At 46.4% G+C, this 25,219-nt stretch carries 14 protein-coding genes; 11 read left to right on the forward strand and 3 right to left on the reverse strand.

What is annotated here, in order from left to right; translation table 11 throughout:
* The first annotated feature begins 215 nt into the window (after positions 1–215).
* The 4 genes from KHS38_RS11090 (at position 216) to KHS38_RS11105 (ending at position 6,944) form a co-directional block, all read left to right on the forward strand.
* Complete coding sequence (locus tag KHS38_RS11090) at positions 216–2,996, forward strand: TonB-dependent receptor (RefSeq protein ID WP_213488614.1); 2,781 nt, start codon at positions 216–218, stop codon at positions 2,994–2,996.
* A gap of 35 nt (positions 2,997–3,031) precedes the next feature.
* Positions 3,032–4,288, forward strand: a complete 1,257-nt coding sequence (locus tag KHS38_RS11095) for a beta-helix domain-containing protein (protein ID WP_249665373.1) — start codon at positions 3,032–3,034, stop codon at positions 4,286–4,288.
* A 66-nt stretch (positions 4,289–4,354) separates the two neighbouring features.
* Positions 4,355–5,464, forward strand: coding sequence for a phytase (locus tag KHS38_RS11100; protein WP_249665374.1), 1,110 nt, complete (start codon positions 4,355–4,357; stop codon positions 5,462–5,464).
* A 199-nt stretch (positions 5,465–5,663) separates the two neighbouring features.
* A complete protein-coding gene (locus KHS38_RS11105; RefSeq protein WP_213488615.1) occupies positions 5,664–6,944 on the forward strand; it encodes a BamA/TamA family outer membrane protein in 1,281 nt (426 codons plus the stop codon).
* 79 nt (positions 6,945–7,023) lie between these two features.
* Here KHS38_RS11105 and KHS38_RS11110 read toward each other — a convergent pair whose 3' ends face one another.
* Together KHS38_RS11110 and KHS38_RS11115 are read right to left on the reverse strand one after the other, a co-directional pair.
* Positions 7,024–8,067: an NAD(P)-dependent alcohol dehydrogenase gene (locus tag KHS38_RS11110; protein ID WP_213488616.1), complete on the reverse strand. Its 1,044-nt coding sequence runs from the start codon at positions 8,065–8,067 to the stop codon at positions 7,024–7,026.
* Positions 8,068–8,212: 145 nt separating this feature from the next.
* Entirely contained in the window at positions 8,213–9,070 is an 858-nt protein-coding gene (locus KHS38_RS11115) for an OmpA/MotB family protein (protein WP_213488617.1), read from the reverse strand.
* A 285-nt stretch (positions 9,071–9,355) separates the two neighbouring features.
* Between KHS38_RS11115 and KHS38_RS11120 the strand changes: the two genes are divergently transcribed.
* Positions 9,356–12,952 carry a BamA/TamA family outer membrane protein gene (locus KHS38_RS11120; RefSeq protein WP_213488618.1) on the forward strand — a complete coding sequence of 1,199 codons (3,597 nt, stop codon included), beginning with the start codon at positions 9,356–9,358 and terminating at the stop codon, positions 12,950–12,952.
* 92 nt (positions 12,953–13,044) lie between these two features.
* Here KHS38_RS11120 and KHS38_RS11125 read toward each other — a convergent pair whose 3' ends face one another.
* Positions 13,045–14,025 carry an aldo/keto reductase gene (locus KHS38_RS11125; protein WP_213488619.1) on the reverse strand — a complete coding sequence of 327 codons (981 nt, stop codon included), beginning with the start codon at positions 14,023–14,025 and terminating at the stop codon, positions 13,045–13,047.
* A gap of 302 nt (positions 14,026–14,327) precedes the next feature.
* Between KHS38_RS11125 and KHS38_RS11130 the strand changes: the two genes are divergently transcribed.
* The 6 genes from KHS38_RS11130 to KHS38_RS11155 all read left to right on the forward strand — a co-directional run bounded on the left by KHS38_RS11130 (position 14,328) and on the right by KHS38_RS11155 (position 24,875).
* A complete protein-coding gene (locus KHS38_RS11130) occupies positions 14,328–15,713 on the forward strand; it encodes a serine/threonine protein kinase (RefSeq protein ID WP_213488620.1) in 1,386 nt (461 codons plus the stop codon).
* Between the two features lie 134 nt (positions 15,714–15,847).
* On the forward strand, positions 15,848–16,813 hold the full coding sequence (locus tag KHS38_RS11135; RefSeq protein WP_213488621.1) for a hypothetical protein: 966 nt from the start codon (positions 15,848–15,850) through the stop codon (positions 16,811–16,813).
* Between the two features lie 103 nt (positions 16,814–16,916).
* Entirely contained in the window at positions 16,917–18,452 is a 1,536-nt protein-coding gene (locus KHS38_RS11140; RefSeq protein ID WP_213488622.1) for a PP2C family protein-serine/threonine phosphatase, read from the forward strand.
* Positions 18,439–22,518 carry an FtsW/RodA/SpoVE family cell cycle protein gene (locus KHS38_RS11145; protein ID WP_213488623.1) on the forward strand — a complete coding sequence of 1,360 codons (4,080 nt, stop codon included), beginning with the start codon at positions 18,439–18,441 and terminating at the stop codon, positions 22,516–22,518. The genes KHS38_RS11140 and KHS38_RS11145 overlap by 14 nt, the downstream gene beginning before the upstream one ends.
* A gap of 100 nt (positions 22,519–22,618) precedes the next feature.
* Positions 22,619–23,407, forward strand: coding sequence for an FHA domain-containing protein (locus KHS38_RS11150; RefSeq protein ID WP_249665375.1), 789 nt, complete (start codon positions 22,619–22,621; stop codon positions 23,405–23,407).
* Positions 23,408–23,414: 7 nt separating this feature from the next.
* Positions 23,415–24,875: a serine/threonine protein kinase gene (locus KHS38_RS11155; RefSeq protein ID WP_213488624.1), complete on the forward strand. Its 1,461-nt coding sequence runs from the start codon at positions 23,415–23,417 to the stop codon at positions 24,873–24,875.
* Positions 24,876–25,219 lie beyond the last annotated feature (344 nt).

Raw genomic sequence — 25,219 nt, forward strand, 5'->3', positions numbered from 1 at the left:
TAATGTAACGCTAATGTAATGGTAATGGAGGTTTGTGTTATTCTTAAATTGCTGTATTTAAGTTAGTTATATGTAACCGTTGCCTTCCTGTTAACGGCCTTTGTAACGGAGTTTCCTTTTTGTAACACCTAAAGTTTCCTTTCCATTTGATGCATTCACACATTTGCACCGTCAAAAAATTACATGCAAATCTAAAAGCATCAAACTTCCCTAACATGAATAAACTATTACAAACCTTTCTGTTCGTGCTGCTGAGCGTAATCTCTGTACAGGCAGCAACCATCAAAGGACATGTATACGATCAAAAAACCGGTGAGCCTCTTGCCGGGGCGACGATTGTATTAGAAAAAACAACAAAATCTGCAGTAACCGGTTTGGATGGATCTTTCCAGATAAAAGAGGTGCAGGCCGGAACTTACACTTTGCGCATCAGTTATGTAATGTACAAAACAACCGTTAAGGAACTGGATGTTACTAAAGAAAAGGATGATGAAGACCATCACCACATCAAAATTTATCTGGAGCAGGCCGGTAAAGATTTGCAGGAAGTAGCGGTGATAGCCAAAAAAGACGGCAATACCGAGCGGGAGGCCCGCCGCCTGGAATTGCAATCGCCGCAGATCATGAACGTAGTTTCTGGCCGTGCCATTGAAATATCGCCAGACCTAACCGTAGCCAACGTAATCCAGCGTGTGTCGGGTGTATCGGTTGAGCGTAACAGCAACGGCGATGCGCAGTTTGCTATTATCCGCGGTATGGATAAGCGTTATAATTATACCTTGGTAAACGGCGTAAAAATCCCAAGTCCGGATAACCAGTACCGTTATGTTCCGTTAGATATTTTTCCGGCTGATCTTTTAGACCGGCTTGAAGTTTCTAAATCGCTTACACCCAATATGGAAGGCGACGCGATAGGCGGCGTAACCAACATCGTAATGCGCGAGGCGCCAAATCGGCTTTTGATTTCCGGCAATATTTCTACCGGCTACAACCAGCTGTTTTTTGATCGTAAGTTTACCAGTTACGATTATGGTTCCGTGAACCATAAATCGCCTTACGAAATTAATGGCCGCAGTTACCAGGCCACCGCTAACGATTTTCCAAAAAGCACCTTAACATATAAAAACCAGCACCCTGCACCCAACGTGGTAGGTAGCTTAGCCATCAGTCAGCGTTTTTTGAATAATAAGCTGGGCATTTTAGTAGCGGGCAGTTATCAAAACACCTATCGCGGCAGCAACAGCACCTTGTATGATTGGGCCGTTAGCGGCACCAATGCCTATGCTACCATTACAGCTAAAAACGACCGGACCAATTCTGACCAGCAAAAGCGCTACGGCGTAAATTTGAAAGCTGATTATGCTTTTAACAGCCGCAATAAAATCAGCCTGTATAATGTTTATTTAAAACTGGATAATATACAGGTACGGGACGAGCTGACAACCACCTACAACGGTGTTTACAATCCGGATGCTGGCAATGCCGAACTGGTATACAGCACCCGTAGCCGCTTTACTCAGCAGCAAATATATAATACAACGCTGCAGGGCGATCATAAGCTTTTTAGTGATAAGTTCAAGATTCATTGGGCAGGCGTATACTCATCAGCCATGAATGACGTGCCTGATAATACCACTATCAGCCTGAATGGTATTCGCCAGAATTTCGTTGAAAAACCTACGGTACTGGTCAACACCAACCCTGTTACGCATCGCTGGGAACGTAATACCGACGAAGACAAAGCCGGGTACCTGGACCTGACCTACACTTTACCCGTTTTTGGCGGAAAAGTGGATATCAGCGCCGGCGGTTTATATCGCGATAAGCAGCGCAGCGGCTTTTATAATAATTATAATCTGTTTACCACCACTCCACAAGCTGCATATGGTGTAGATTTTAATAACTATGCTGATATCCCTTTAAGCGTAGCTAACCCTGGCGGTGCAGTAAGCAATTCGCTGACTTATGATGCATCTGAAAAAACGAGTGCAGGTTATGGTATGTTTAAGCTGATAGTTAACCGTTTGGAAGCAATAGGAGGGGTACGTGTAGAGCACACTAATCAAGGCTATAACTTGTTGTTTCCTGCAGGCGAATCTAACCCGAAAGGCAGCCAGATTTATACAGATGTATTGCCCAGCTTAACCTTAAAATACAAACTGGCCGAAGGTAACCAGCTGCATGCAGTTTATTATAAGGCGTTAAACCGGCCGGGATTCTATGAGATTGTACCCAGCAAGGTAGTGAATGAAGATTACCAGGACCGGGGTAACCCCAATGTGAAACGCGCCCTGGCCGATAACTACGATTTACGTTATGAGTTTGCTCCGAATGCATCCGAGCAATTATTGGTAGGCGGCTTTTATAAAAAGATAAAAGATCCGATAGAATACACTTTCCAAGCCGATGCTACACGCGGACAGGACATATATTATAGCCCGGGCAATTTTGGTACGGCGCATAATTATGGTGCCGAGGTTGATTATATCAAGTATTTCAACAAGTTTGGTATCAAGGCTAACTATACCTATACACACTCCCGCATCAAAACTCCAAAATCTTCGCGCATTATCAACAGCACCACCGGTGATATTGAAACGATATCGGTAGAGCAAAGCCGCCCGCTGTATGGTCAGGCCGCTCATGTGGGTAACCTGTCTTTATTGTATAGAGATGCAAAAAGAGGATGGGATGCGCAGGTAGCAGCATCTTACACCGGCGAGCGTATCAATACCATATCACAGTTTGTAAACAATGATTTTTGGCAAAAAGCTTTTATCCAGATGGATGCCTCGGCCGAAAAACGCTTTAAGCATCATATCTCGTTATTTGTTAAAGCCGGCAACCTGCTTAACACACCCGCCAAGCTATTTATCAAAGGCACTAACCCGGTTAATGACCTGATTAAAGAAAACGTGGTTTCAAACGGCCAAACTTTGTTCCGTAGTGATTACTACAAGCAAAGCTACCTGATTGGTATCCGCTATAAAATGTAAGTAAGTTAAATACAATAGATTTTTTAAATCAGCACATGATGAACTTAAAACGAATTTTTACAGGATTAGCCCTTTCATGCATCCTGTTTACCGCTTGTGAAAAAGCAAACAAAGATGTAGATACCTCCCCGATTGATGGAGCAGCAACAGGCGAGGTATCCGGTGTTTGGCCAAAAGGCAGTACGCAAATCATTAAAGGCGACGTTGTTATCCCCGAAGGTAAAACGCTTACTATTGAAGAAGGAGTTACGGTGTTAATGGATACTGTTGCCAAACCCGAAATTATTGTGAAGGGGAACTTGTACGCCTTAGGTACCGCGCAAAACCCCGTGAAATTTACCGTGAATGACTTTTATAAAACCGATGCCAAAAAATTCGGTAAAATGTGGGGTGGTATACTGGCTGGGCCAACGTGTGCCGAACTGGTACTGGATCATACCATACTCGAGTATGGTGGTTCAACTACTTCTGATGCTTCTACCTCGGTTAAGCAAGGCTTATATAAAGCAAAAGCAGGGGAAAATCTGCCTGCGCTGTGGTTCTCTAACGTGAACGGAAAGTTAGTAGTTGTAAACAGTACCTTCCGTAACTTTCAGGAAGATTGTACTTATATTGATGGCGGTAAAATTATTTTCGCCAACAATACCTTTTACACTACCGGCGTAACTGGTGGCGAAGCTATGAATTTCAAATCAGGTTGCGTGGCAGACGTAGCCTACAATCTGGTTTATAGCACCAATACCAATGCACTGAAACTTTCCAACTCTGGCGACCGCACGCCACAAGCTTATATTGTAGCTTATAACAATACCATGGTTAATACCGGCTGGCGCAGGCCAACCGCCAAAGGCGGCTCCGTTTGGGTAGAAAGCACTGTGCGGGCCGAGCTGCATAACAATTTGTTCGTCAATACCCGCTTCGGTATTAAGCGCGATACTAAAAAGCCGGAAGATAGCCGCTCGGTATACACCAACAACTGGTATTGTGGTTATGATCAAACTACGGTAAACCAGTTTCAGCCCACGTCCGATGTTGTTGGCGGCACTAACGATGTAATTGGTAAAACCGCTGGCGAAAACAATCCGATGCTGGTTAATTATCCTTTAAATACGCCTGTTGATAACGCTGTATTTAATACCTCATGGGATTTTCATTTACAAGGCAATTCGCCTGCATTAGGCAAAGGTATTACCAACTTTACCCGTCATTATGCGGCTGGTATTATGGCAAACGGTATAACTTACCAATCGCCGGCACCATCAACCTACGTTGGTGCGTTCGGTACACGTTAATTATTGTTATTTGGTTTTTTAAACGCGCAGCAGTATTTACCTGCTGCGCTGTATTGTAGTTGATAAATGCGTAATTATAAATTAATAATTCCGGGCTTATTTGCGGTAGCCACCATGCAGTCGGCATGTGGGCAAACCGCTGTTAAGGACCCAAAACTGATGAAGGTAGCCGGTTTTGCTGCGCCGGCTATTAAGCCGGTGATTGTAACCGAACCCGTACAGTTTGATAGCGATGATCCGGCAATTTGGGTTAACCCGCAAAACCCGGCGCAAAGCCTGGTTATAGGCACTGATAAAAATGCCGAAGGTGGGTTGTATGTGTTTGATTTGAATGGCAAAATTGTGCCGGGTAAAGTAGTGAAAGGCTTAAAGCGTCCTAACAATGTGGATATAGCCTATGGCCTGAATCTGAATGGTAAACCAACAGACATAGCTATCACCACTGAGCGCATGACGCACAAGCTGCGTATCTTTTCATTACCCGATATGCAGCCTATTGATAATGATGGCATTGATGTATTTGTGGGCGAAACCGGTATGGAGTATCGCGATTTGATGGGTATTGCTGTTTACACTACCAAAAGCGGTAAAATGTACGCCATTGTAGGCCGTAAAAGTGGCCCGCAAAACGGCGGGTATTTATGGCAATACCTGCTTAGCGATGACGGTGTCGGCCATGTAAAAGCCGAGCTGGTACGTAAATTTGGCGAGTATAGCGGTAAAAAAGAGATCGAATCCATTGCGGTTGATAATGAGCTGGGGTATGTATATTATTCGGACGAGCAAACCGGCGTTCGGCAGTACTATGCCGATCCCGAAAAAGGGGATAAGCAACTGGCCATTTTCGGTACGAGCGGTTTTGCTGTAGATCATGAAGGTATTTCCATTTACAAGCTAAGCGATACTACGGGGTACATACTCGTGTCAGACCAGGGTGCTAACCGTTTTCAGATATTTAGCCGGGAGGGTACAAAAACAAATCCGTTTGAACATCGCCTGCTCAAGATAGCCAACGTTGATGCCCATGAAAGTGACGGTTCTGATGTTGTGGCTGTACCACTAAATAACACTTTTAAACATGGTCTTTTTGTGGTGATGAGTAACAACAAAACTTTTCACTATTACCGTTGGGAAGATATTGCCGGAAAAGATTTGCAATTGAAAGAAGGCAGGTAGCATCCTTGCCCAGTTGCTGTTCTAATAATAGAAACCAAAAAAGCTGCCTTGCTCAAGGCAGCTTTTTTGCTGCAATGAATTTTGGCATAGGAAGATGTAAGAGAACATTGTAACTTAGTGATTACATTTGTGATTAATTAAACTACTACTAATGACATAATGAATTGTGTCATCGTACTAATTGCCTTATAATCCTTACATGATACTACAGCGCTTTTATATCAGCAGATTTTCGTTTACCATAGTATCGATCATTTTCTGGCTATTGATTGAAGCCCAAAGTGCATATGCGCAAACCGATAAAAGCGTATCTATACCACAGCTGGTATCCGGTAAAAAAGGCGTTGCCGATACCGTGCGGTTAGCCGCCGATACTACGCGCCAAAAAGATTTGCCGGATGTGATCAAAAGCATATTTCATGTACGTAGCGCACTCGAGAACGATTCGGTAACTTCCAAGCCGGAATTTTCTGTTGTGCCTGCTATCGGGTATACCCTGGTATCAAGGCTGGCCATTGTGCTATCGGGCAATGCGGCGTTCCGTACAGGGCCCAAGTCGCGCATATCAACCATTGTGGCCAGCGCATCCTATACGCAAAACAAGCAGTTCCTGATGCCTGTGTTGTCTAATATATGGACCCGCAACAACGAGTATGAGTTTGTGGGCGATTACCGCTTTTATAATTATCCGCAAAACACCTACGGCTTGGGTAGCAGCTCCAATATCAAAAACGAGGACCCAATGAAATTTGCATTTGCCCGTTTTTATGAAACAGCGCTCAGGCATATCAGCGGCAACTGGTATGCGGGATTGGGCTATGCTGTAGATGCCTACTGGAACATATCGCACGATGGCCCAAAAAACGGCGCCATATCTGATTTTGAAAATTATGGAACCACTCCACACTCACTGGCATCAGGCGTAAACTTTGAAGTTATTCAGGATTCGCGCGATAATTCCATCAACCCGTACAAAGGTTGGTTTGGCAGCGTGCAGTATCGTACCAACCCAACCTGGATGGGCAGCACCACCAGCTGGCAATCGGTAATTATTGATTTACGTAAATATGTGCCTTTCCCGGCATCCTCGCAAAACGTACTGGCTTTCTGGTCATACAACTGGCTTACCTTACATGGCAGGCCGCCTTATTTAAGTTTGCCCAGCAGCTCGTGGGATCCTAACTCAGCTACGGGTAGGGGATACATTCAGGGCAGGTTCCGTGGCGCACAAATGGTGTATCTGGAGAGCGAATACCGTTTCAAAATTACCCGCAACGGGTTAGTAGGTGGGGTGTTGTTTGCCAACGCACAAAGTTTATCGGCCGAACCGGGTACCGCCATGCAGCGGGTACAACCGGCTTTTGGCCCGGGTTTGCGCCTTAAGCTGAACAAAAAATCGCGCACCAATATTGCCATTGATTACGGCTTTGGCCGCCAAGGCTCAAAAGGATTGTTTATTGATGTAGGCGAAGTTTTCTAAATAAAAATTAATCTATTATAAACTAAAACAGGCATCAATTACTGATGCCTGTTTTTGCGAGACTATTTTGGCTAATTGCTTACAAAGTAGCCATATCAATCACAAAGCGGTAATGCACATCACCGGCTAAAGTGCGCTCATAGGCTTCGTTGATTTTATCAATACTGATTACTTCTACATCCGAGGTAATGTTGTGCTCGGCACAGTAATCAAGCATTTCCTGTGTTTCTTTAATGCCGCCTACTAAGGATCCGGCCAATGTGCGTCGACCCATAATTAATGGGAAAGCACCAACTGGAGTTGGCTGTGGTGGCGCGCCTAATAATACCATCACACCATCGGTTTTTAACAGATTCAAATACTCATTATAATCATGTTGTGCCGAAACGGTATTGATGATGATGTCAAAGCTGCCAGCCAGTTCGGCCATGGTATCTTTGTCTGTAGTTAATTTAAAGTGGTGAGCGCCCAGTTCAGAAGCATCTTTTTCTTTGCTTTTTGAGCGGCTCAGCATGGTCACCTCTGCACCCATTGATGCAGCCAGTTTTACAGCCATGTGGCCCAGCCCGCCTAAACCAACAACAGCCAGTTTATCACCTGCTTTTACATTCCAGTGGCGCAGCGGCGAGTAGGTAGTGATACCGGCACACAGCAATGGTGCAACTTTCTCAAGCGGTAATTTGTCTGATACCGACAGTACAAAGTGCTGGGTAACCACAATATGGCTGGAGTAACCGCCTAAGGTGATCGATTGCTTATCCTGCGTTAAAGAGTTGTACGTTTGGGTGTGTCCGTTAAGGCAGTATTGCTCTAAATCAGCCTCGCAGTTAACGCAGTGCATGCAGGAGTCAACAAAGCAGCCTACACCTACGGTATCGCCTTCTTTAAAGCGGGTTACATTTTCGCCAACGCGGGTTACTTTACCCACAATTTCATGTCCGGGTACCGCAGGGTACACTGTACCGCCCCATTCACCACGCGCGGTATGAATATCTGAGTGGCAAACGCCGCAATATAAAATTTTGATCTCCACATCGTCCGGTCCCGGTTCACGGCGGTCAATGCTAAACGGAGCTAAAGGTTTGTCTGCAGCTTGTGCAGCATAAGCTTTTACTGAAGTCATTTGTAGTTGTTTGTTTTGTTACAAAGATGGTTAGTGATTACTAATGTTTTGTTAGCCAAAAGCAATTTTGACTAAAGGAGCAGCTAAAGCATTGATAAGTAGCATACAAAAAAGGCTGCCTGACAATCAGGCAGCCTTTTAAATTTTATTTTTCTGGTGCTTTACCAATCAGATCCATAAACTGATCCAGTTTTGGCGTTATGATAATTTGCGTGCGGCGGTTTTTGGCCCGCCCGGCCTCCGTGCTGTTATCGGCTATCGGGTTATACTCGCCACGGCCGCCAGCAGTCAGGCGTTTTGGGTCAACCCCGTAATTGGTTTGCAGCGCCAATACTACTGATGATGCCCGCAGGGCACTCAGGTCCCAGTTGTTGCGGATGCTTTTCTGTGCGATAGGCACATTATCGGTGTTACCCTCAATCAGTACATCGTAATTATTGTAATCCTTAATGATTTTGGATATTTTGCTCAGTGTTTCATTTGCACGGTCTGAAATTTCAAAGCTGCCCGATTTGTACAGCATATTATCGGCAAGCGAAATGTAAACTACACCTTTCAGTACCTGTACGTCAACATCTTTCATTTCCTGCTGGCTCAGTGAGCGGGTCAGGTTATTGGTAAGTACCATGTTAAGCGAGTCGCTTTTGTTTTTAGCATTCACCAGTTGCTGAATGTATCTGTTAGAACTGTTGATCTCGTCAACCAGTTTAGAGATGTTCACGTTGCCCTGGCTGCTGGAGCTTAAACATTTATCAAGCGCGTTTTGCAGTGTTTTGTTGTTGGAGCGTTCTGCAGCGATCTGCTCATCCAGGCTTTTTACACGTCCGTTTAAAACTGCCAAGTTACGTTCATCGGTCAAAAAGCGAGTGCGCAGTTCGCGGTGATTGCTGTCCAGCGTGTTGTAGCTGGTTTGCAGGGCCTGGTATTTTTTTGTACTAACACAACTTGTTGCAGTCACGGCTGCTACAACGAGCATAACTGGTATTAATAGTTGAATTTTCATAGCGAATATTTAAGGGTTGAAAAAAAATTACAACATTATTTTAACTCATTTGCGCCTATAAAGTTTGTTTTACACAGCAAAACGCTTCAGCCGCGTTGCTAACAAACTTTACAAGTATGAGATAAGACTTGCAGGCAAATAAAAAGTTTATTATGCTGCATCGCGTAATGCGATTGTCAAACATTCACTTCCGTAAAAATGTTGGCTTGTTGTTTCGGATACTTTTTCGATATTTTGCCTTACTTGTTAATACAAGGTCTTCAAACTATAATCTTATCTGCCTGAATGAAGAAAATTCTGCTCTGCCTTTTATTAAGCTTTCCTTTGGCGCTGCTGGCGCAGGATTCTGTTGTTTATCGTATTGTTTACATTGGGGATGCCGGCGAGCTGGACCCGCAGCAAAGCGGCGTGCTTACCCATGCGGCCAATAATATCATTTCGGGTAAAACCTCGGTAGTTTACTTAGGTGATAATATTTATCCCACCGGCATGGGGTTGCCCGGTAGCCGTGAGGAGGAGGGAACAAAAAAGATACTCCAATCACAATACCAGCCTATGCGACAAAAAGGTGCACCGGTCTATTTCATCCCCGGAAACCACGATTGGGACCGCATGGGCCCAAAAGGCATGGCCAAGGTAAAGCGGCAGTGGGAATATATCAGCGAGCAGAAAGATTCGCTATTAAAGGTTGTGCCCGAGGATGGCTGCCCCGGCCCGTATGAAATCAGTATTAACAAAGATCTTACCATCATCGCTTTTGACTCCGAATGGTGGCTTTACCTTTTTAGTAAAGATAATCCGAATGCGGATTGCGACTGTAAAACGCAGGATGAGGTTATAGACCGTTTAAAAGAACTGCTTTATAAAAATCGTAATAAAGTTATTTTGCTGAGCGATCACCATCCGTTCCAATCTTACGGGCATCATGGCGGGGCTTATGATATTTTGGATTACTTTTTTCCGCTGACCTCTGTAAAGCGGTCCCTTTATATCCCCTTGCCAGGCTTAGGTGCTTTGTATCCGTTTTTGCGGGCCAACTTTGCCACAGCCGAAGATCAGGGGCACCCGCTTTACCGGCGTATGGTGCAAAAAATAGATGCCGTGTTTGATGGCTTTCCCAATGTGGTGCATGTATCAGGCCATGAGCATGGTCTGCAGTTTATTAAAGGGCGGCAAATGCAGGTAGTAAGCGGATCGGGTGCTAAGCAGGCCTTTGTTAAGAAAGGGAAAAACGCGCTTTATGCAGCATCAACAGGCGGCTATGTTACGGCAGATTTGCTCACCAATAAAAGCATCCGCTTTACTTACTATGCCAGCAGCGATAGTGTAATTCGGCAGGTGTTCACTTATACCAAACCCTATGATCCGGTTAATATAGCACTGCAACCAGCGGGCACACCGGTTATGCAGGATAGTGTGGTGGTAAAGGCACGCCCGGAATTTGATCAGGTGAGCAAAATACACCGTAAGCTATACGGTGAAAATTACCGCAAGGAATGGGCTGCACCTGTAAAGCTGCCGGTAATTCGCATTAGTGAAGCAAAGGGTGGACTAACGCCGGTGCAGTTGGGCGGCATTCATCAAACCAAATCCTTGATATTGAAAGATAGCCAGGGCAAGCAGTGGGTATTGAGTAGTATTGAAAAATATCCCGAAGTGATTTTAACGCAGTCGCAGCGCGAAACACTGGCTAAGTCGTGGTTGCGCGATGCCATGTCGGCCCAGCACCCGTATGCTACGCTAATGGCGCCGGTACTAGCCAATGCGGTTAAAGTGCCGCATACCAATCCTGTTATTGGCTGGGTATCGCCCGATGGCAAACTGGGCTATTATGAAAAGATATTTGCAGGCAAGATTTGCATATTGGAAGAGTATAACCCCGGCAACCGCTCAGTAAATACTGGTAATATGCTGAAACAGCTTGACCGGGATAATGATAACCTGGTAGATACGGCTGAGTTTTTTAAAGCCCGTTTACTGGATTGGTTTATGGGCGATTGGGACCAGCAGGCCGACCAATGGCGCTGGCAAAACCGCAGTGCGGACGGTCATAAATATTACTTTGCCGTACCCCGCAACCGCGATCAGGCTTTTTATGTGAATGAGGGCATTATACCCAAGATCAATTCGCGCATGTGGGTTGCGCCTTATTTGAAAGGCTATGCATCGGGGGCTGATGACGTAAACTTCTTTTATTTCAGTGGGCGTACACTCAACAGCCGGTACTTAGCCGGGCTGGATCATGATAACTGGATGCGGCTTACCCAATATGTTGCTGCCAGCCTTACCGATTCGGTATTACAAGCCGCACTGCGCAAGCTACCGGCAGAAGCCTACCGCATAAGGCACCAGTTGCTGTTTAAACAAATGCAGCAACGGCGCAATCAACTCATGATAGCTTCCGAAAACTACTACCGCTTTTTTAACCGTATTGTGGATATTAGGGCAACCGACAAACACGAATTAATTACCATACAAGATACATTGAATGGCAACCTGTACGTAACCATCCGTAAAAAGGTGCGGAACGGTGCCGAAAAGCAAGTTTTGTTTAGTCGTATATATGATCCGGCTATTACACGTGAGCTTAGGGTGTATGCTGCTAAAGGTGATGACAGCATTGTGGTGAATATTAAACGGTCATCTGTTAAACTTAGGCTTGTGGGCGGTGCCGGTAATAAAACTTACAATGCACAACAGATAGATAAAGAAATCAACGTTTATGAAAAAGGCAGCAATGCCTCGTTTATAGGCAAGGTACAAAGTGGTTTGGATAAACATATCAGTAAGGATTCTGTAAATGTGGGCTTCATTCCCACTAATTTGTATAATGTACGGGCACCGGTTCTGATGGCCGGTTATAATCCGGATGACGGCGTATGGCTCAGTGCAGGTATCCGTTTTATTACGCAAGGCTTCCGCAAAATGCCTGGCAATGTGCAGGAATTTACCGTGCAGCATGGGTTTGACAATAAGGCTAATAAGCTAACTTACCAAGGCGAGTGGACCGATGCTATAGACAAAGCCGATATTATATTACAAGGGAAAGTAAGCTTGCCAAATGTGATCAATTTTTTCGGTCGCGGTAATAACACCGGGTTCAATAAGGTTGATGATTTTAAATCTTACTACCGTGCCCGTTTTAACCTATACGAGGTGAATGCTGCATTACGCTGGCAGAACGCAAGCGGGGTAACCAGCGTGCGCATCGGTCCGGCTTTCCAATACTATCATTTTTTACAGGATGATAAAAACAGGCTCATCTATAATTCAAACCTGATACATAGTTATGACAGCGCAACGGTTGTGCAGGATAAAGCCCATGCCGGCTTATCCGTTACTTATATTAATGATAAGCGCAACAACGCGGTTCTGCCATCATGGGGTATTTATTTTGGTGTAAAGCTGCAGGCTATGGCGGGGCTTAATCAATACTCAGGCACTTATGTACAGGTTACGCCTGCTGTTGAGTTTTACCGAAGTGTAACTACAAATTCTAGTTTTGTGATTATTGACAAATTGGGTGGTGGTATTACGTTGGGTAAAGCCGCTTATTATCAATCACTCTTTTTAGGCGGGCCGGATAATTTACCCGGCTATCGTCAATACCGTTTTGCCGGGCAACAAATGGTTTACAATAACCTCGAAGCGCGTATAAGACTAAATCGCATGGCTACCTATATACTGCCGGGGCAGTATGGCATCACCGCCTTTCACGGCATAGGCCGCGTATGGGAAAACAAAATGAGTTCGAGCACATGGCACAACAGTGTAGGTGGAGGCATGTACTTCTCACCGGCCGATCTGGCTTTGCTTAAAGTGCAGGCGGCTTATTCGCACGAAGGCTGGTACCCGTTCGTATCGTTTACGCTAAGTTTTTAGGAGGCCCCCTCTAAATCTCCCCCGGAAGGGGGGAGACTTCTACAAGGATTATTATTAAAAGCCCTCCCTACCGGGGACGGTTTGGGAGAGGCTTACTGAAAACCCAGTACCGGGTGCGGTACATACAGTTCTTCCAACCGCTTAATCTCTTCATCCGGCAGTTTAACCTGTAAGGCAGCAACGGCATCTTCCAGATGGCCCGGTTTGCTGGCCCCTACAATAGGAGCGGTGATGTAGGGTTTGCTTAACATCCAGGCCAGCGCTATTTGTGCGTTGGGCACACCCTTTTGCTCCGCCAGTTCTGATACCAGGTTCACGATTTCAAAATCGGCATCCTGGCTGTATAGGGATTTGCCGAAGGCATCTGTTTTTGCACGTTCTGTTTCGGTACGTTCTTTACTGCGGCGGCCGGTTAGCAGTCCGCGCGCCAGCGGCGACCATGGTATAACAGCAATTTTCTGGTCTGTACAAAACGGTATCATTTCACGCTCCTCTTCCCGGTAAATCAGGTTGTAATGCGGTTGCATGGAAACAAATTTAGTCCACCCGTTACGCTCGGCTGCAAACTGCGCCTGGGCAAATTGCCAGCTGTACATGGATGATGCGCCGATGTAACGTGCTTTACCGGCTTTTACCACATCGTGCAAAGCTTCCATGGTTTCTTCAATCGGGGTTTCGTAATCCCATCGGTGTATCTGGTATAAATCCACATAATCGGTACCCAGGCGTTTCAAGCTGGCGTCAATAGCGCTCATGATATGCTTGCGTGATAAACCCTTATCGTTTGGTCCCGGCCCCATAGGGTTAAATACCTTGGTAGCCAGTACTACATCATCGCGCCTCGCAAAATCTTTAAGGGCGCGGCCCACTACTTCTTCACTGGCACCTGCCGAATACACGTCGGCCGTATCAAAAAAGTTAATGCCCAATTCCAGTGCTTTTTGTATAAAAGGACGGCTTTGCTCTTCATCCAATGCCCAGGGCCAGCGCTCGGTAGGGCGGCCGTAGGTCATGGTACCCAGGCAAATGCGCGATACCTTCATGCCCGTATTTCCAAATCTCACATAATCCATAATTATTCATTTTAACTAAAAGTTACAAATGTCATCACGGTTAAGTTTGCCTGTAATGCAACAGTTACAAATGAATGGCAAAACTTAACAGGGCAAACGGTGTTTGTCATGTATTCTCGACAACGGCATTGAAAATGCCGGGTGGATGGATAATTGATAGCCGAAAATTCTTATTATTGGTAAAAAGCAGCCTAACAGCAAATTGCAAACATTGTAGTAGCTTATTGCTTTTAATGTTCGGTTATACAGTAACACTGGCACTTTTTTAGTGTCAAAATCACACATTACATAAATAGTAGCTGATGAGCAGAGTATTTACTATAGTAGAGGGCTTGGAAAACCTGGGTGCCATGCGCACAGGTGGCCAGGGCTCGGTATACAAAGGCAGAAGAACGGGCACGATATTAACGGCCGTAAAACTGCTGCCTACACCCATCCATCATGAAAGCCAGGACGATGCCAACTACCGCCGTTTCCAGAACGAGGTGGATAAGCTGCGCAAGGTAAACGAGCAGCCGAGCCCGCATGTGGTTAAAATCCTGAGTTCGGGCCTTACCGAAAGCGGTTCCTTCCCATTCATCGAAATGGAATTTATAGAAGGGCCTGATTTGGGAGACCTTTTGGAACCGCCCAAAGGTGAAAAGGTATTTACCATAAAAGAAACTATCAAGGTAGCCGAGCAGTTAGCCTCCGCATTAGCGCATTGCCATGGGGTAGGGGTAAAGCATGGCGATATCAAGAGTAACAACGTAAAGTACAACGTGCACACGGGTAACTATGTGCTGCTGGATTTTGGCTTGGCCGTAATGTCAGACGAGCAGCGCAGAAGCAGTGTGCGGCATGCAGGCGCCATCGAGTTTATGGCGCCCGAGCAGCACGAAGGCGTAATGCTGCCGCAAACGGATGTATACAGTTATGGCGTGGTGTTGTATGAACTGCTGGCGGGGCAGGTGCCTTTCCCATTGCACGATAGCGGCGAAACATCGCGCAATACGGTGCTGGTATCGCACATGGAATCGCCCATTCCTAACCTGATGGAGCTGCGCAGCAAGAACCTGCCATCAACCTGGACCTACGAAAAACAACTGCAGGAAATGCAGGTGCCCGAATGGCTGATAAGCCTGATTATGAATTGCCTGAGCAAAAAGCCCGAACAGCGTTATGCCAGTGGGGTGGAGTTGCACCAGGCAGTAGTGCAGGGTACCTTATCGGCCAGTGTAAGTAGCGGTAATGAAGGCACAGCCGTAGCCCGCATCACGGCATTGCAAAGTGAAAATAAGCGGTTGGAAGACCTGCTATTACAATACCAGCAGGCTGATGCCGGTAGCCCCGTGAAGGAAAATGATGGATCTAACGTATCCATATCAAAACCGTTATTTGCAGCTATTCTATTTATACTGGTCTCGTCAATGGCGTTTTCCATGTATACGCTGTTCTTCAAAAAGTCGTCGCCTTACAACGCTGCAAATTCACAGTATCAGGATAGCGTTAGCAACAACGAACCTATGCGGGCGGATACAGCAGGCAGCTTCCAGCCAGAACCACAAACACCGGTAAATACGCAGCCGACGACTACACCACAGGTTGACACACCTGTAGTGCAACAGCCGCCTGTTAAAAAGCCAAAGCCGGCACAGGACAGTACAGAAACGCCTAAAACAGATAGTACGGACGTTGAACAGTTTTAAACCGGTTTACGAATGGAAAGCCTGCCGGCAAACATCAGCAGGTGTTTTGCTGTTCAGTTACGCATACAATAAACATTTATAGCACAACGGCAGGGTAACCTGCCGCTCTAATATTTTGAGGAGATTATCCGCTTATGGAATCTAAACCTAACTTTTGGCAACGCATTGGTATACAAGACTGGTTTTTGACCGAGCAGCAAAGCCAGCAGGCAGCACAGCCCCAGGCCCTTACGCCCGATAGCGTTTATAAATACATTATCGAAAAATTCAAGGATTCGATTGCCGAACTTTCTTTTGCACACCGGGTGGTGTTTTATCATGAATTCATCATCAGCTTTAATCCTGATGATTACCATGAGTTTATGCAAAACAAGAAAGGCATTTTCGGCATCATTGTGCATGAGTCGGTAAACCAGTTTTACGAAATACTGAAAGAGTACCGTGCACAAGGTAAAACGGTGGCTCCATCCGCATCTAAGTGGGTGTTCAGGCTGGTATCGCACCCCGAGTATGCGCGCGGCGACAAGGGCTTTATTGGTAAGCTGCTACCTGATAGTGATAGTCCGCAAAAAGAAGAGAACCTGCGCGTTACCTTTATACCCCGCCAAACCGGTATTGCCCAGACTTTTGACGTGAATCAGGATGTGCTTAAAGGCTTTACTTACTACAGCGAGGGCTATTACGAAATACCCTACGATGAAGGTTTGGAACCCGAAACAGCGCAAACCAGCGGTGGTAAAACCAAGACAGATGCCGTGCTGGCCCGCCTGGAAACTATCTTTCCGAACCAGCAGTTTGCCGGTAAAAAAGTGGAGTTTTTAATGAAGGATGAAGTCATCGAAGTTTCGGGTAATGACGAGACAAGAAAGGAAAGTAACATATTCCGTATACCTACTGATTGGGTAGATGCGCCGCATTTACAGATCAGATATGATAAGGCTGAGGATAAATTTTACCTGGCCTCGTTTGGCGAAATTACTTCATTGAATGAAACACCGGTTGAACGCAGCACTGTTGCTGCGCCCAAGTGGGTGGAGGTACCCGTTAATTCGCGCATGCTGCTTAACGGCATTATAGGAGTTAATATTTTTAAATCATAAACCAATAAATTGATGTCGCAGATATTATCAATGAGCCTGCTGGCAATTGGCGCGCTGCTGCTGGCAACGCATTTTATAGACATTAAACAATCGGGTAAACGCAATGGCTGATCACATATACGGAATAACCGATACCGGACGGGTTCGGGATAATAACGAGGATAATTTTATTGCACAACCTGTGCTCAGTAGCAGGTATTTACTGGCTTGTGTAATAGATGGTGTTGGTGGTTATCATGGGGGCGAGGTTGCGGCCGAGATTGCGCGCGAACAGATATTATACCAGTTTGCCGTAACGCCCATTAATGTTAAAACCAGTATGTTAGAAGCCTTTAAACAGGCCAACGAGAACATATATACGGAACGCCAGCGCGTAAAAGAGATGGACAGCATGGCCTGTGTGGCTACCCTGGCGCTGGTTGATGTGGAAAACAATCAGTTTTATTATGCCCACCTGGGTGATACCCGCTTGTATCTGCTGCGCGATACCTCATTGGTTAAAATCACCAAAGATCACTCTTTTGTGGGCTTTTTGGAAGACTCGGGCCGGTTAACGGAAGAGGCTGCCATGAAGCATCCCAAACGTAATGAAATCAACAAAGCGCTGGGTTTTGCCAGCCCGATAGATACCCAGGGCGATTATATTGAAACCGGCCATTCACCATTTTTGCCGGGCGATATGCTGCTGCTTTGCAGTGACGGATTAACTGACATGGTTGATAAAGAAACCATTACTCATATTATTACAGCGCCTAACCAATCTATAGAGCAAAAGGCAGCTAACCTCATTGATGCTGCCAATCAAAATGGTGGGCGTGATAACGTAACCGTGGTTTTGGTACAAAATCCTAAAACACCTCAGGTACAGGAAGCCACCAAACCGGCATCGGTTGCCAAAAAAAGCGATGAGGTAAAACCAGAGGCAAAGCCGGTGGAGCAGCAACCGCTGGTTCAACAGCAGCCGCCGGTTCAAAAGCAACAAGTGCCGCCGATCCAACCAAAACAGCCGGAAAGTAAGCCGGTAATTTATGAGCGCACACCTACTGCTCGCGACGAAAAGAAGCCGGGCAATGGCCTCACCATTTTGCTCGCTGTTCTGTGCCTTGCATTTCTTGGAGCTGCCGTATGGTTTTATTTGCAAAGCCAAAAGCAGCAACAACCGGTTGTGCAAGCGGTAAAACCTGTTAACAAAAATAAAAATGCGGATGAGTTAAAGCTGCAGCAACTTATCAATCAAACCAAAGGTGATACCGTAGTACTGTCAGATACTGCATTTAAGCAAGCCATTTTAATTACCGATACCATTAAAGTACAGCGCGATAATCTTTACCTGAAAGCGCAGGGGAATATTGAGTTCAAAAGTGATTCTGCTTATACCGGCCCGGCCATACAGTTGGCACCGAGCTGCAGGCACGTAGTGTTGGATAACCTGCATTTAAACGGGTTTAAAACAGGCGTAATTGCTTACCATAATGCGCTTTTTTTAAAAAGCGTGCAATTTACTAACTGCCAGGTGTCTGTACAGGTAGGTTATCTGTTACCGGCAGGCAAGCCCATCAGCGGTAAATCACCATCCGGTAACTTCACATCCGATTCTTTAGCACAATCATCTACTGCGCAACAACATGCAACCAGATAATATAAAGCCTGCCGGGAGGGGCAAGGAGCGTATTTTTTTATTATTGACTGCCATTGTGCTTGGCCTGTTATTTTATCAGTTACATAGCGTACTGCAACACCGTTTTGAGGATGTGAGCCGCCGTTTGCAGGATGGCACTATGGTAAACCTGAACGATAAAGATCCGGCCAGCCATATCCGTACCATGCTGCAAAAAGGCTACTATTTTGAAGATAAGCGCGATGTAGCCTTAATTGAAGCTACTGTGGCCGATAAGTCAACCGCCGCACAGCAAACCGATAATATAGGTGAACTGAATAAGCGCAAATACTTTATTGATGCTGACGAGGCTTTTACCAAAGGCGGCGAATCGTTTAAAAGACGGGTAATTGCCTCCCGCTCGTTGCTGGGTTATACGGGAGAGGATTCGTTGCGCTTTGCACAAGAACGTACCGCACCGCCGCAGTTGCCATCAGCTACAGATGTTGGTATGGGAAAGTATGGTTTATCGGGCCGTATACAAAACAAAGAACAACAAGCGGTAGGCGGCGTGCTGGTAAGATTACAAATGGTGCTGCCACAGGATAGTATTTTTAATGATGAAGAAGTTGATGACTTAAAGGTCATCACTGAAAATGGTACAGGGTTTAAAAAAGAATTTTTGCCTGACAGCGCAGGTAAACACCGCCTACAAACCCTAACGGCCTATGCCCGCACCGATGCGCAGGGTAGCTTTGCTTTTACCCACCTGCCCGATGGCAAGGCATTCCGGGTGCTGCCTTTGCAGCCGGGTTATCAATTTGGAACCTCGCAGGGGGTGCAAAATCTGGATGATGATGAGCAGGTAAGCTTTGTGCAATCGCCGCACACCATCAGACTTTTATCCACCCGCGATTTCAATATCCTGAAAAAGGAAAAGTCGCTCATTGTGCGCACACCACAGGAATTTAACCACTGGTACTGGATCATTGTGGGCTGCTTTTTCGGCGGTTTTCTGATCGTGCACCTGTTGCTGTCATGGCGCTTCCGTACGGCCGATCAGCTGCTGCTGCCGTTGGTAATGATCCTGGTGGGCATGTCGTTCCTTACGCTGCTAAGTTTGCAAGACCCATTGCGCGACCGCTTTCTGGCAAAAGATACGTTGATTTACCTGGGTATTGGTTTGCTGGGCATGTGCGTATTGCTGTTCTTCAATGTTCGCCGTTTTACTGCCGATTCGGGATTGTACAGGCTGTTTGTATTTAAAAATAATCGTAACGCATCTAATGGCTGGCCATGGGTGGTTATTGCCATAGGTTTATTATCATTAACCATCTTATTTGGTACCGGGCCCGAAGGAAGCGGGGTAAAGGTGAACCTGTTCGGCTTTCAGCCGAGCGAGTTTGTAAAATATCTCATCATCCTGTTTTTGGCCGGCTTTTTTGCCGCAAACGAAACGCTTATCAGCGAGTATACCAGCTGGACCAAGCGCTGGTCGTTTTTTTACATTGCACTGGTAGGTATTGTAGCAACCCTGCTGCTATTCTTGTTGCTGGGCGATTTGGGGCCGGCTATGGTGGTGTGTTTTACCTTTATAGCGTTGTTCTCATTTTCGCGTGGCGATTTTATGTTCATGGCCGGCTCGGTAGTAGTTTACGTGCTGGCATCATGGATATTGAAAAACGTATGGTTGTCTATACTGGTTACCGCTGCAACCGTGGGCTTGGTGATGCTGCTAAAACGCAAGCAATTGAGTGAATCGGCTGTGATGGTGCTGGTTATCATGGCCGGCTTTTTAACTATCGATAAGATCCCTTACCTTGATAAACTCATCCCCGGCCCGGTACAGCGTTTAGTTGACCGTAAAGCCATTTGGCTGGATGCCTGGAACAACGAGGTGTATGGCGGCGACCAGGTAGCCAACGGTCTATGGGCCATGGCCAGTGGTGGTGTTTCGGGGCAAGGCATAGGCGAGGGCTTTGCCAAAACTATACCCGAGGCGCATACCGATATGATACTGCCTTCCATGGGCGAGGAGTTCGGGTGGACAGGCATTGTGTGTATTTTTGTGATGTTTTTGCTGTACCTGCACCGGGCCATACTTATTGGCCGGCAAACGGGTACGCCATTTTTGTTTTACTTGTGTGCTGGTATAGGCATATCTACTTTTGTGCAGTTCTTGCTCATTGCGGGTGGTTCAACAGGGGCGTTGCCTTTATCGGGCGTATCACTGCCGTTTCAAAGTTATGGCGGCTCTTCGCTGGTGGCCAATTTGCTGGCATCGGGTTTCCTTTTGTCCGCATCTTTGGTGCGGGGTACCGCTTTGCAAATGGGTTATATAACCAAACAGCAGGATAAAAACCTGGTGCCTGCGTTGCTGGCTGCCTGTGTGGGTTTGCTGCTTTTAACCGTTAACGTTTCCCGCTACCTGTTCAGTAACAAAAAATGGGTGGTACAACCGGCTTTGGTGGCCGATAAGAGCGGCGCGCGCATGTTTAGCTACAATCCGCGTATTGCTATATTAATGAATCGTTTGCAGGCTGGTTCACTGTATGATCGTAATGGTATCATCCTGGCCACAAGCAAACCTGAACTGATTAAAAAGCAGCGGGCTAAACTGGCAGGCGCCGGTATGTCGGGTTATGATCTGGATTCGGCCATGCATAAGCGTCTTGATCGTTATTATCCTTTCGAGGAGCAAACATTCTTCTGGATTGGCGATGCCAATACAGGCGTATTCAATGGCAGTAGCAACGGTTACTTTGCCGAATATGAGCATGCTGCCGAGTTGCGGGGCTTCCAGATGCCAACCACCAACTTCAACGTAACGGCCACCCGTTTCCGCGAAGACCGATTTTTACCCAAGGGAGTAAAGGAAATGACGGTGGTGAAAAAAGATTACAGCGCTTTAGCACCGTTGTTATTAGCCGGTATCAACAGCCAGCAGGTAGAAGCTTTTAAAAAGCGCAACCGCGATGTGCAGTTAACCATCGATGCCGGTTTACAGGCTACCATACAAAAGTCAATTGCTGGTGATACGGCTTTACATGATAATCGCGTATCTATAGTGATTATGGATGCAGCCAAAGGGGATGTACTTACTTCGGCCATGTACCCGCTGCCGCCAGTACACAACTGGGAGCAGCTTACCATGAGCTATGCCGAACAGAACCAGCTGTCCGGGTGGATGACCACGCAGGATTTAGGGTTTACCTACGCTACACAGCCAGGGTCAACAGCAAAAGTGCTTACCTCGCTCGCTGCGTTCAATAAACTGGGTATGGCCGCTGCTGATAAGCGCTTCCCGGTTAGTGCAGCCGAGCGTATCCGTACCAAAGGGCTGGAACCCGACGAAACCGGTATGATCAGCATGGAGCGTGCTATTGTGAAATCCAACAACGTATATTTTATTAAGCTGGCCAACCAGGAGCATTTGCAGGATGATATGGCTACGCTTTACATGAAAACAGGTATGTTTTTGCATGGTGTAGGTGGTTACTATTACGGTCGCCAAACTGAAAATGCCGCGCAGGAAGAAAAGTGGCGTAGCCTGTGGCGCAAAACCGAATTTAATACCCGGCCAAAGTACGATCCGAACAATATTCGCCGTACACGTGCCAAAGGGATATCGGGTATGGCCTGGGGGCAGGGCGAGTTGATTGCCACACCGGCAGCCGTTGCCCGGCTGGTATCGGGCGTAGCAAACAATGGAAAGCTAATGAGCAATCGCTATGTATTAAAAATCAGTGATTCTACGTTATCTACCAAAGGCAGTATTACTTTAGCCAACAATGCGCAGTATGCCCAGCTTATACAGCGTTATATGATTGAGCAAAGCGCACCTAAAAAATACACTTTGGGCATAGCTGTTGGCGGTAAAACCGGTACGCCCGAGCGTATCTGGAAACGCCAGCAAATTAATGATGGCTGGTATACGTTTTTTGCCCCAAAGGCTGATGGCAGCGGTAATATGGTGGTTTGTGTACGCATCGAGGCTACTAAAGGATCATCTGATGCCGTAAAACTGGCCGGGCAGCATGTGGTGCCTTACCTGCTCAAAAAAGGTTATATCAAAAGTTTAGATGGGCAAACAACCGCCCAACAGTAAGGTTTAAACTATCGGGTCTTTTTAGCGTCTGCTATAATCACCCAAAAGGTATAATATTATTGTAGGTGGTGTACAATACAGTAAAAGATAAGAATCAGGGATGATATTTAATTTATTCAAGAGTGATACGGAAGAGCGTCCTGACGATGTGAAAGGCATACGTCAGGCTTTGCTGCGTTTTATAAAGGATGTACTGCAAAAGTCGGAAGGTGGCGAGGGCGCTAACATTAAAGGCCTGTGTCTTTTTATGGCTTGCAACGAGGAAGAGAAACATGTGTATGAGGCGGCAGTATATGTTGATGAAGAGGACCGTTTTAAAGAAGAGATACAACGTATTGCTGATGACTACGCCATAGGCTTGCCGGATGCATGGACGCTGGAGTTTATTTTTGACGAGCAGTACCCGCCCGAGGCGGTAAAATCGCCTACCTTGGATGCCGCTTTGTTCATAAAAACCAGTAAGCATACCATCCGTCAAACAGCATCTGCGTACATCAGGGTTTTAAATGGCGAGGCCGAAAAGCAGGAATATAACATCAGCTCCGAAAGTGGCAAGCTTAACATAGGGCGCGACCGTAAGGCGCAGGCCAATGATGGTTTTTTCCGTACCAATCACATCGCTTTTCCATCCGATTCAGCTAATGATGCAAATAAGTATATCAGCAGGCAGCACGCTCACGTGGAGTGGAACAACGATGCCGGTTGCTTCGTATTATTTGCCGATGAAGGTGGCGTGCCTCCGCGTAACAAGATCAAAATCAGATCTGAAAACAGCGAAGACCCGATCAAATTGCATTCTACACACATAGGCCATCATTTAAAAGAAGGAGACCAGATTGTTTTGGGCGAATCGGCCGTTATTGAATTTAGCTTTAAAGCGGAGGGGTAAGTAACGGATGAGCAGAGTATTTACTATAGTAGAGGGCTTGGAAAACCTGGGTGCCATGCGCACAGGTGGGCAGGGCTCGGTATATAAAGGCAGAAGAACGGGTACGATATTAACGGCCGTAAAACTGCTGCCTACACCCATCCATCACGAAAGCCAGGACGATGCCAACTACCGCCGTTTCCAGAACGAGGTGGATAAGCTGCGCAAGGTAAACGAGCAGCCGAGTCCGCATGTGGTAAAAATCCTGAGTTCGGGCCTTACCGAAAGCGGCTCTTTTCCGTTCATCGAAATGGAACACATTGAAGGCCCCGACTTATGCGAATTACTGGATCCGCCTAAAGGCGAAAAGGTATTCACCATCAAAGAAACCATTAAGGTAGCCGATCAGCTGGCCTCCGCATTAGCGCATTGCCATGGGGTAGGGGTAAAGCATGGCGATATCAAGAGTAATAACGTAAAGTACAACGTGCACACGGGTAACTATGTGCTGCTGGACTTTGGTTTGGCCGTAATGTCAGACGAGCAGCGCAGAAGCAGTGTGCGGCATGCAGGTGCCATTGAGTTTATGGCGCCCGAGCAGCATGAAGGCGTTATGCTACCGCAAACAGATGTATACAGCTATGGCGTGGTGTTATATGAATTGCTGGCCGGGCAGGTGCCTTTCCCGCTACAGGATAGTGGCGAAACGGCCCGTAACGCTGTGCTGGTATCGCACATGGAATCGCCCGTGCCCGATTTACGGATAGTGCGCAGTAAAAATTTGCCGGGTAGCTGGACGGCCGATAAGCAGCAGTTGGAAATGCAGGTGCCGCAATGGTTGCTGGATGTGATAGATAAATGCCTGCAAAAAAAGCCGCATGAGCGTTACCTAACTGGCGTGGAACTGCACCAGGCAATTACTACGGGTATGGTGTCGGCTACCATGCAGGGTAACGAGCATCAGGCCGTGCAGCAAATTACCGAATTGCAGGACGAGAACCAGCGTCTGGAAAAAATGCTTTTCCAATACCAGCAGGCCGATACGGAGAAGGATAAAAAGATTGATGCTCTGCAAACCATGCTTTTACAAGCCGGCGGTACTTTCAATGCCCAAAAAGGCATGGTTGAACTCACCAAATCAACCGTTCATATTTCGAGGCGGATGTTTTATGGCTTGATCTCCGTGGCTGCGATTTTTTTGCTGCTGTTCATATTTTCATTCCTGAATAAAAGTGATGGTGATGGCAGCAATAATGAGTACAAAACCTATACGCCGTACATCAGTTTACCGGTTACGTCACCAGTAGCTAAAGCCGTAACTCCAAAGCCCTACACGCGTGATAGCGTAAGCGCAGATTTGGAAGAATATGAAGCCCGGCTGGAGGCGTTACGCCACGCAGCCGACGCCAGAAGGCATAGGCGGTATTATTACCAACCCGTGCCGCCAAAGCCTAAAAAGAATAAAGGGTGGTTTAGTATTTTCTTTTAGTACGCTGTTCAGATTTTAACCTGCTACAATGGATATTGAATCTTTTTAGCTTGTTCATTGCAACCGGGGCTAATTACTTTTTCTTTATGATATGGATTAGGGTGAAGAGCCATTAGAGTTGTATTCGGTAAATAGGTACATCCCTTCGCACCTTAAACATTGCTCCGGTAAGGGAGTAATGGGTGCTCTTGCATCTAAGCGGACGTATGATATTGCAGCTTTGGCAAGAATTGCGAAAGCTTGGCCCTTTTGTGTCTATGAAAAAAATCCTGCGGCGTTGAGCAGACGACGAAAGTTCCAAAGTATCAACATAATTAGAGCACATAGGCCAGGTACACACCCAA

It is taken from the genome of Mucilaginibacter sp. Bleaf8 (genome assembly GCF_018390515.1).
Lineage (GTDB): Bacteria > Bacteroidota > Bacteroidia > Sphingobacteriales > Sphingobacteriaceae > Mucilaginibacter.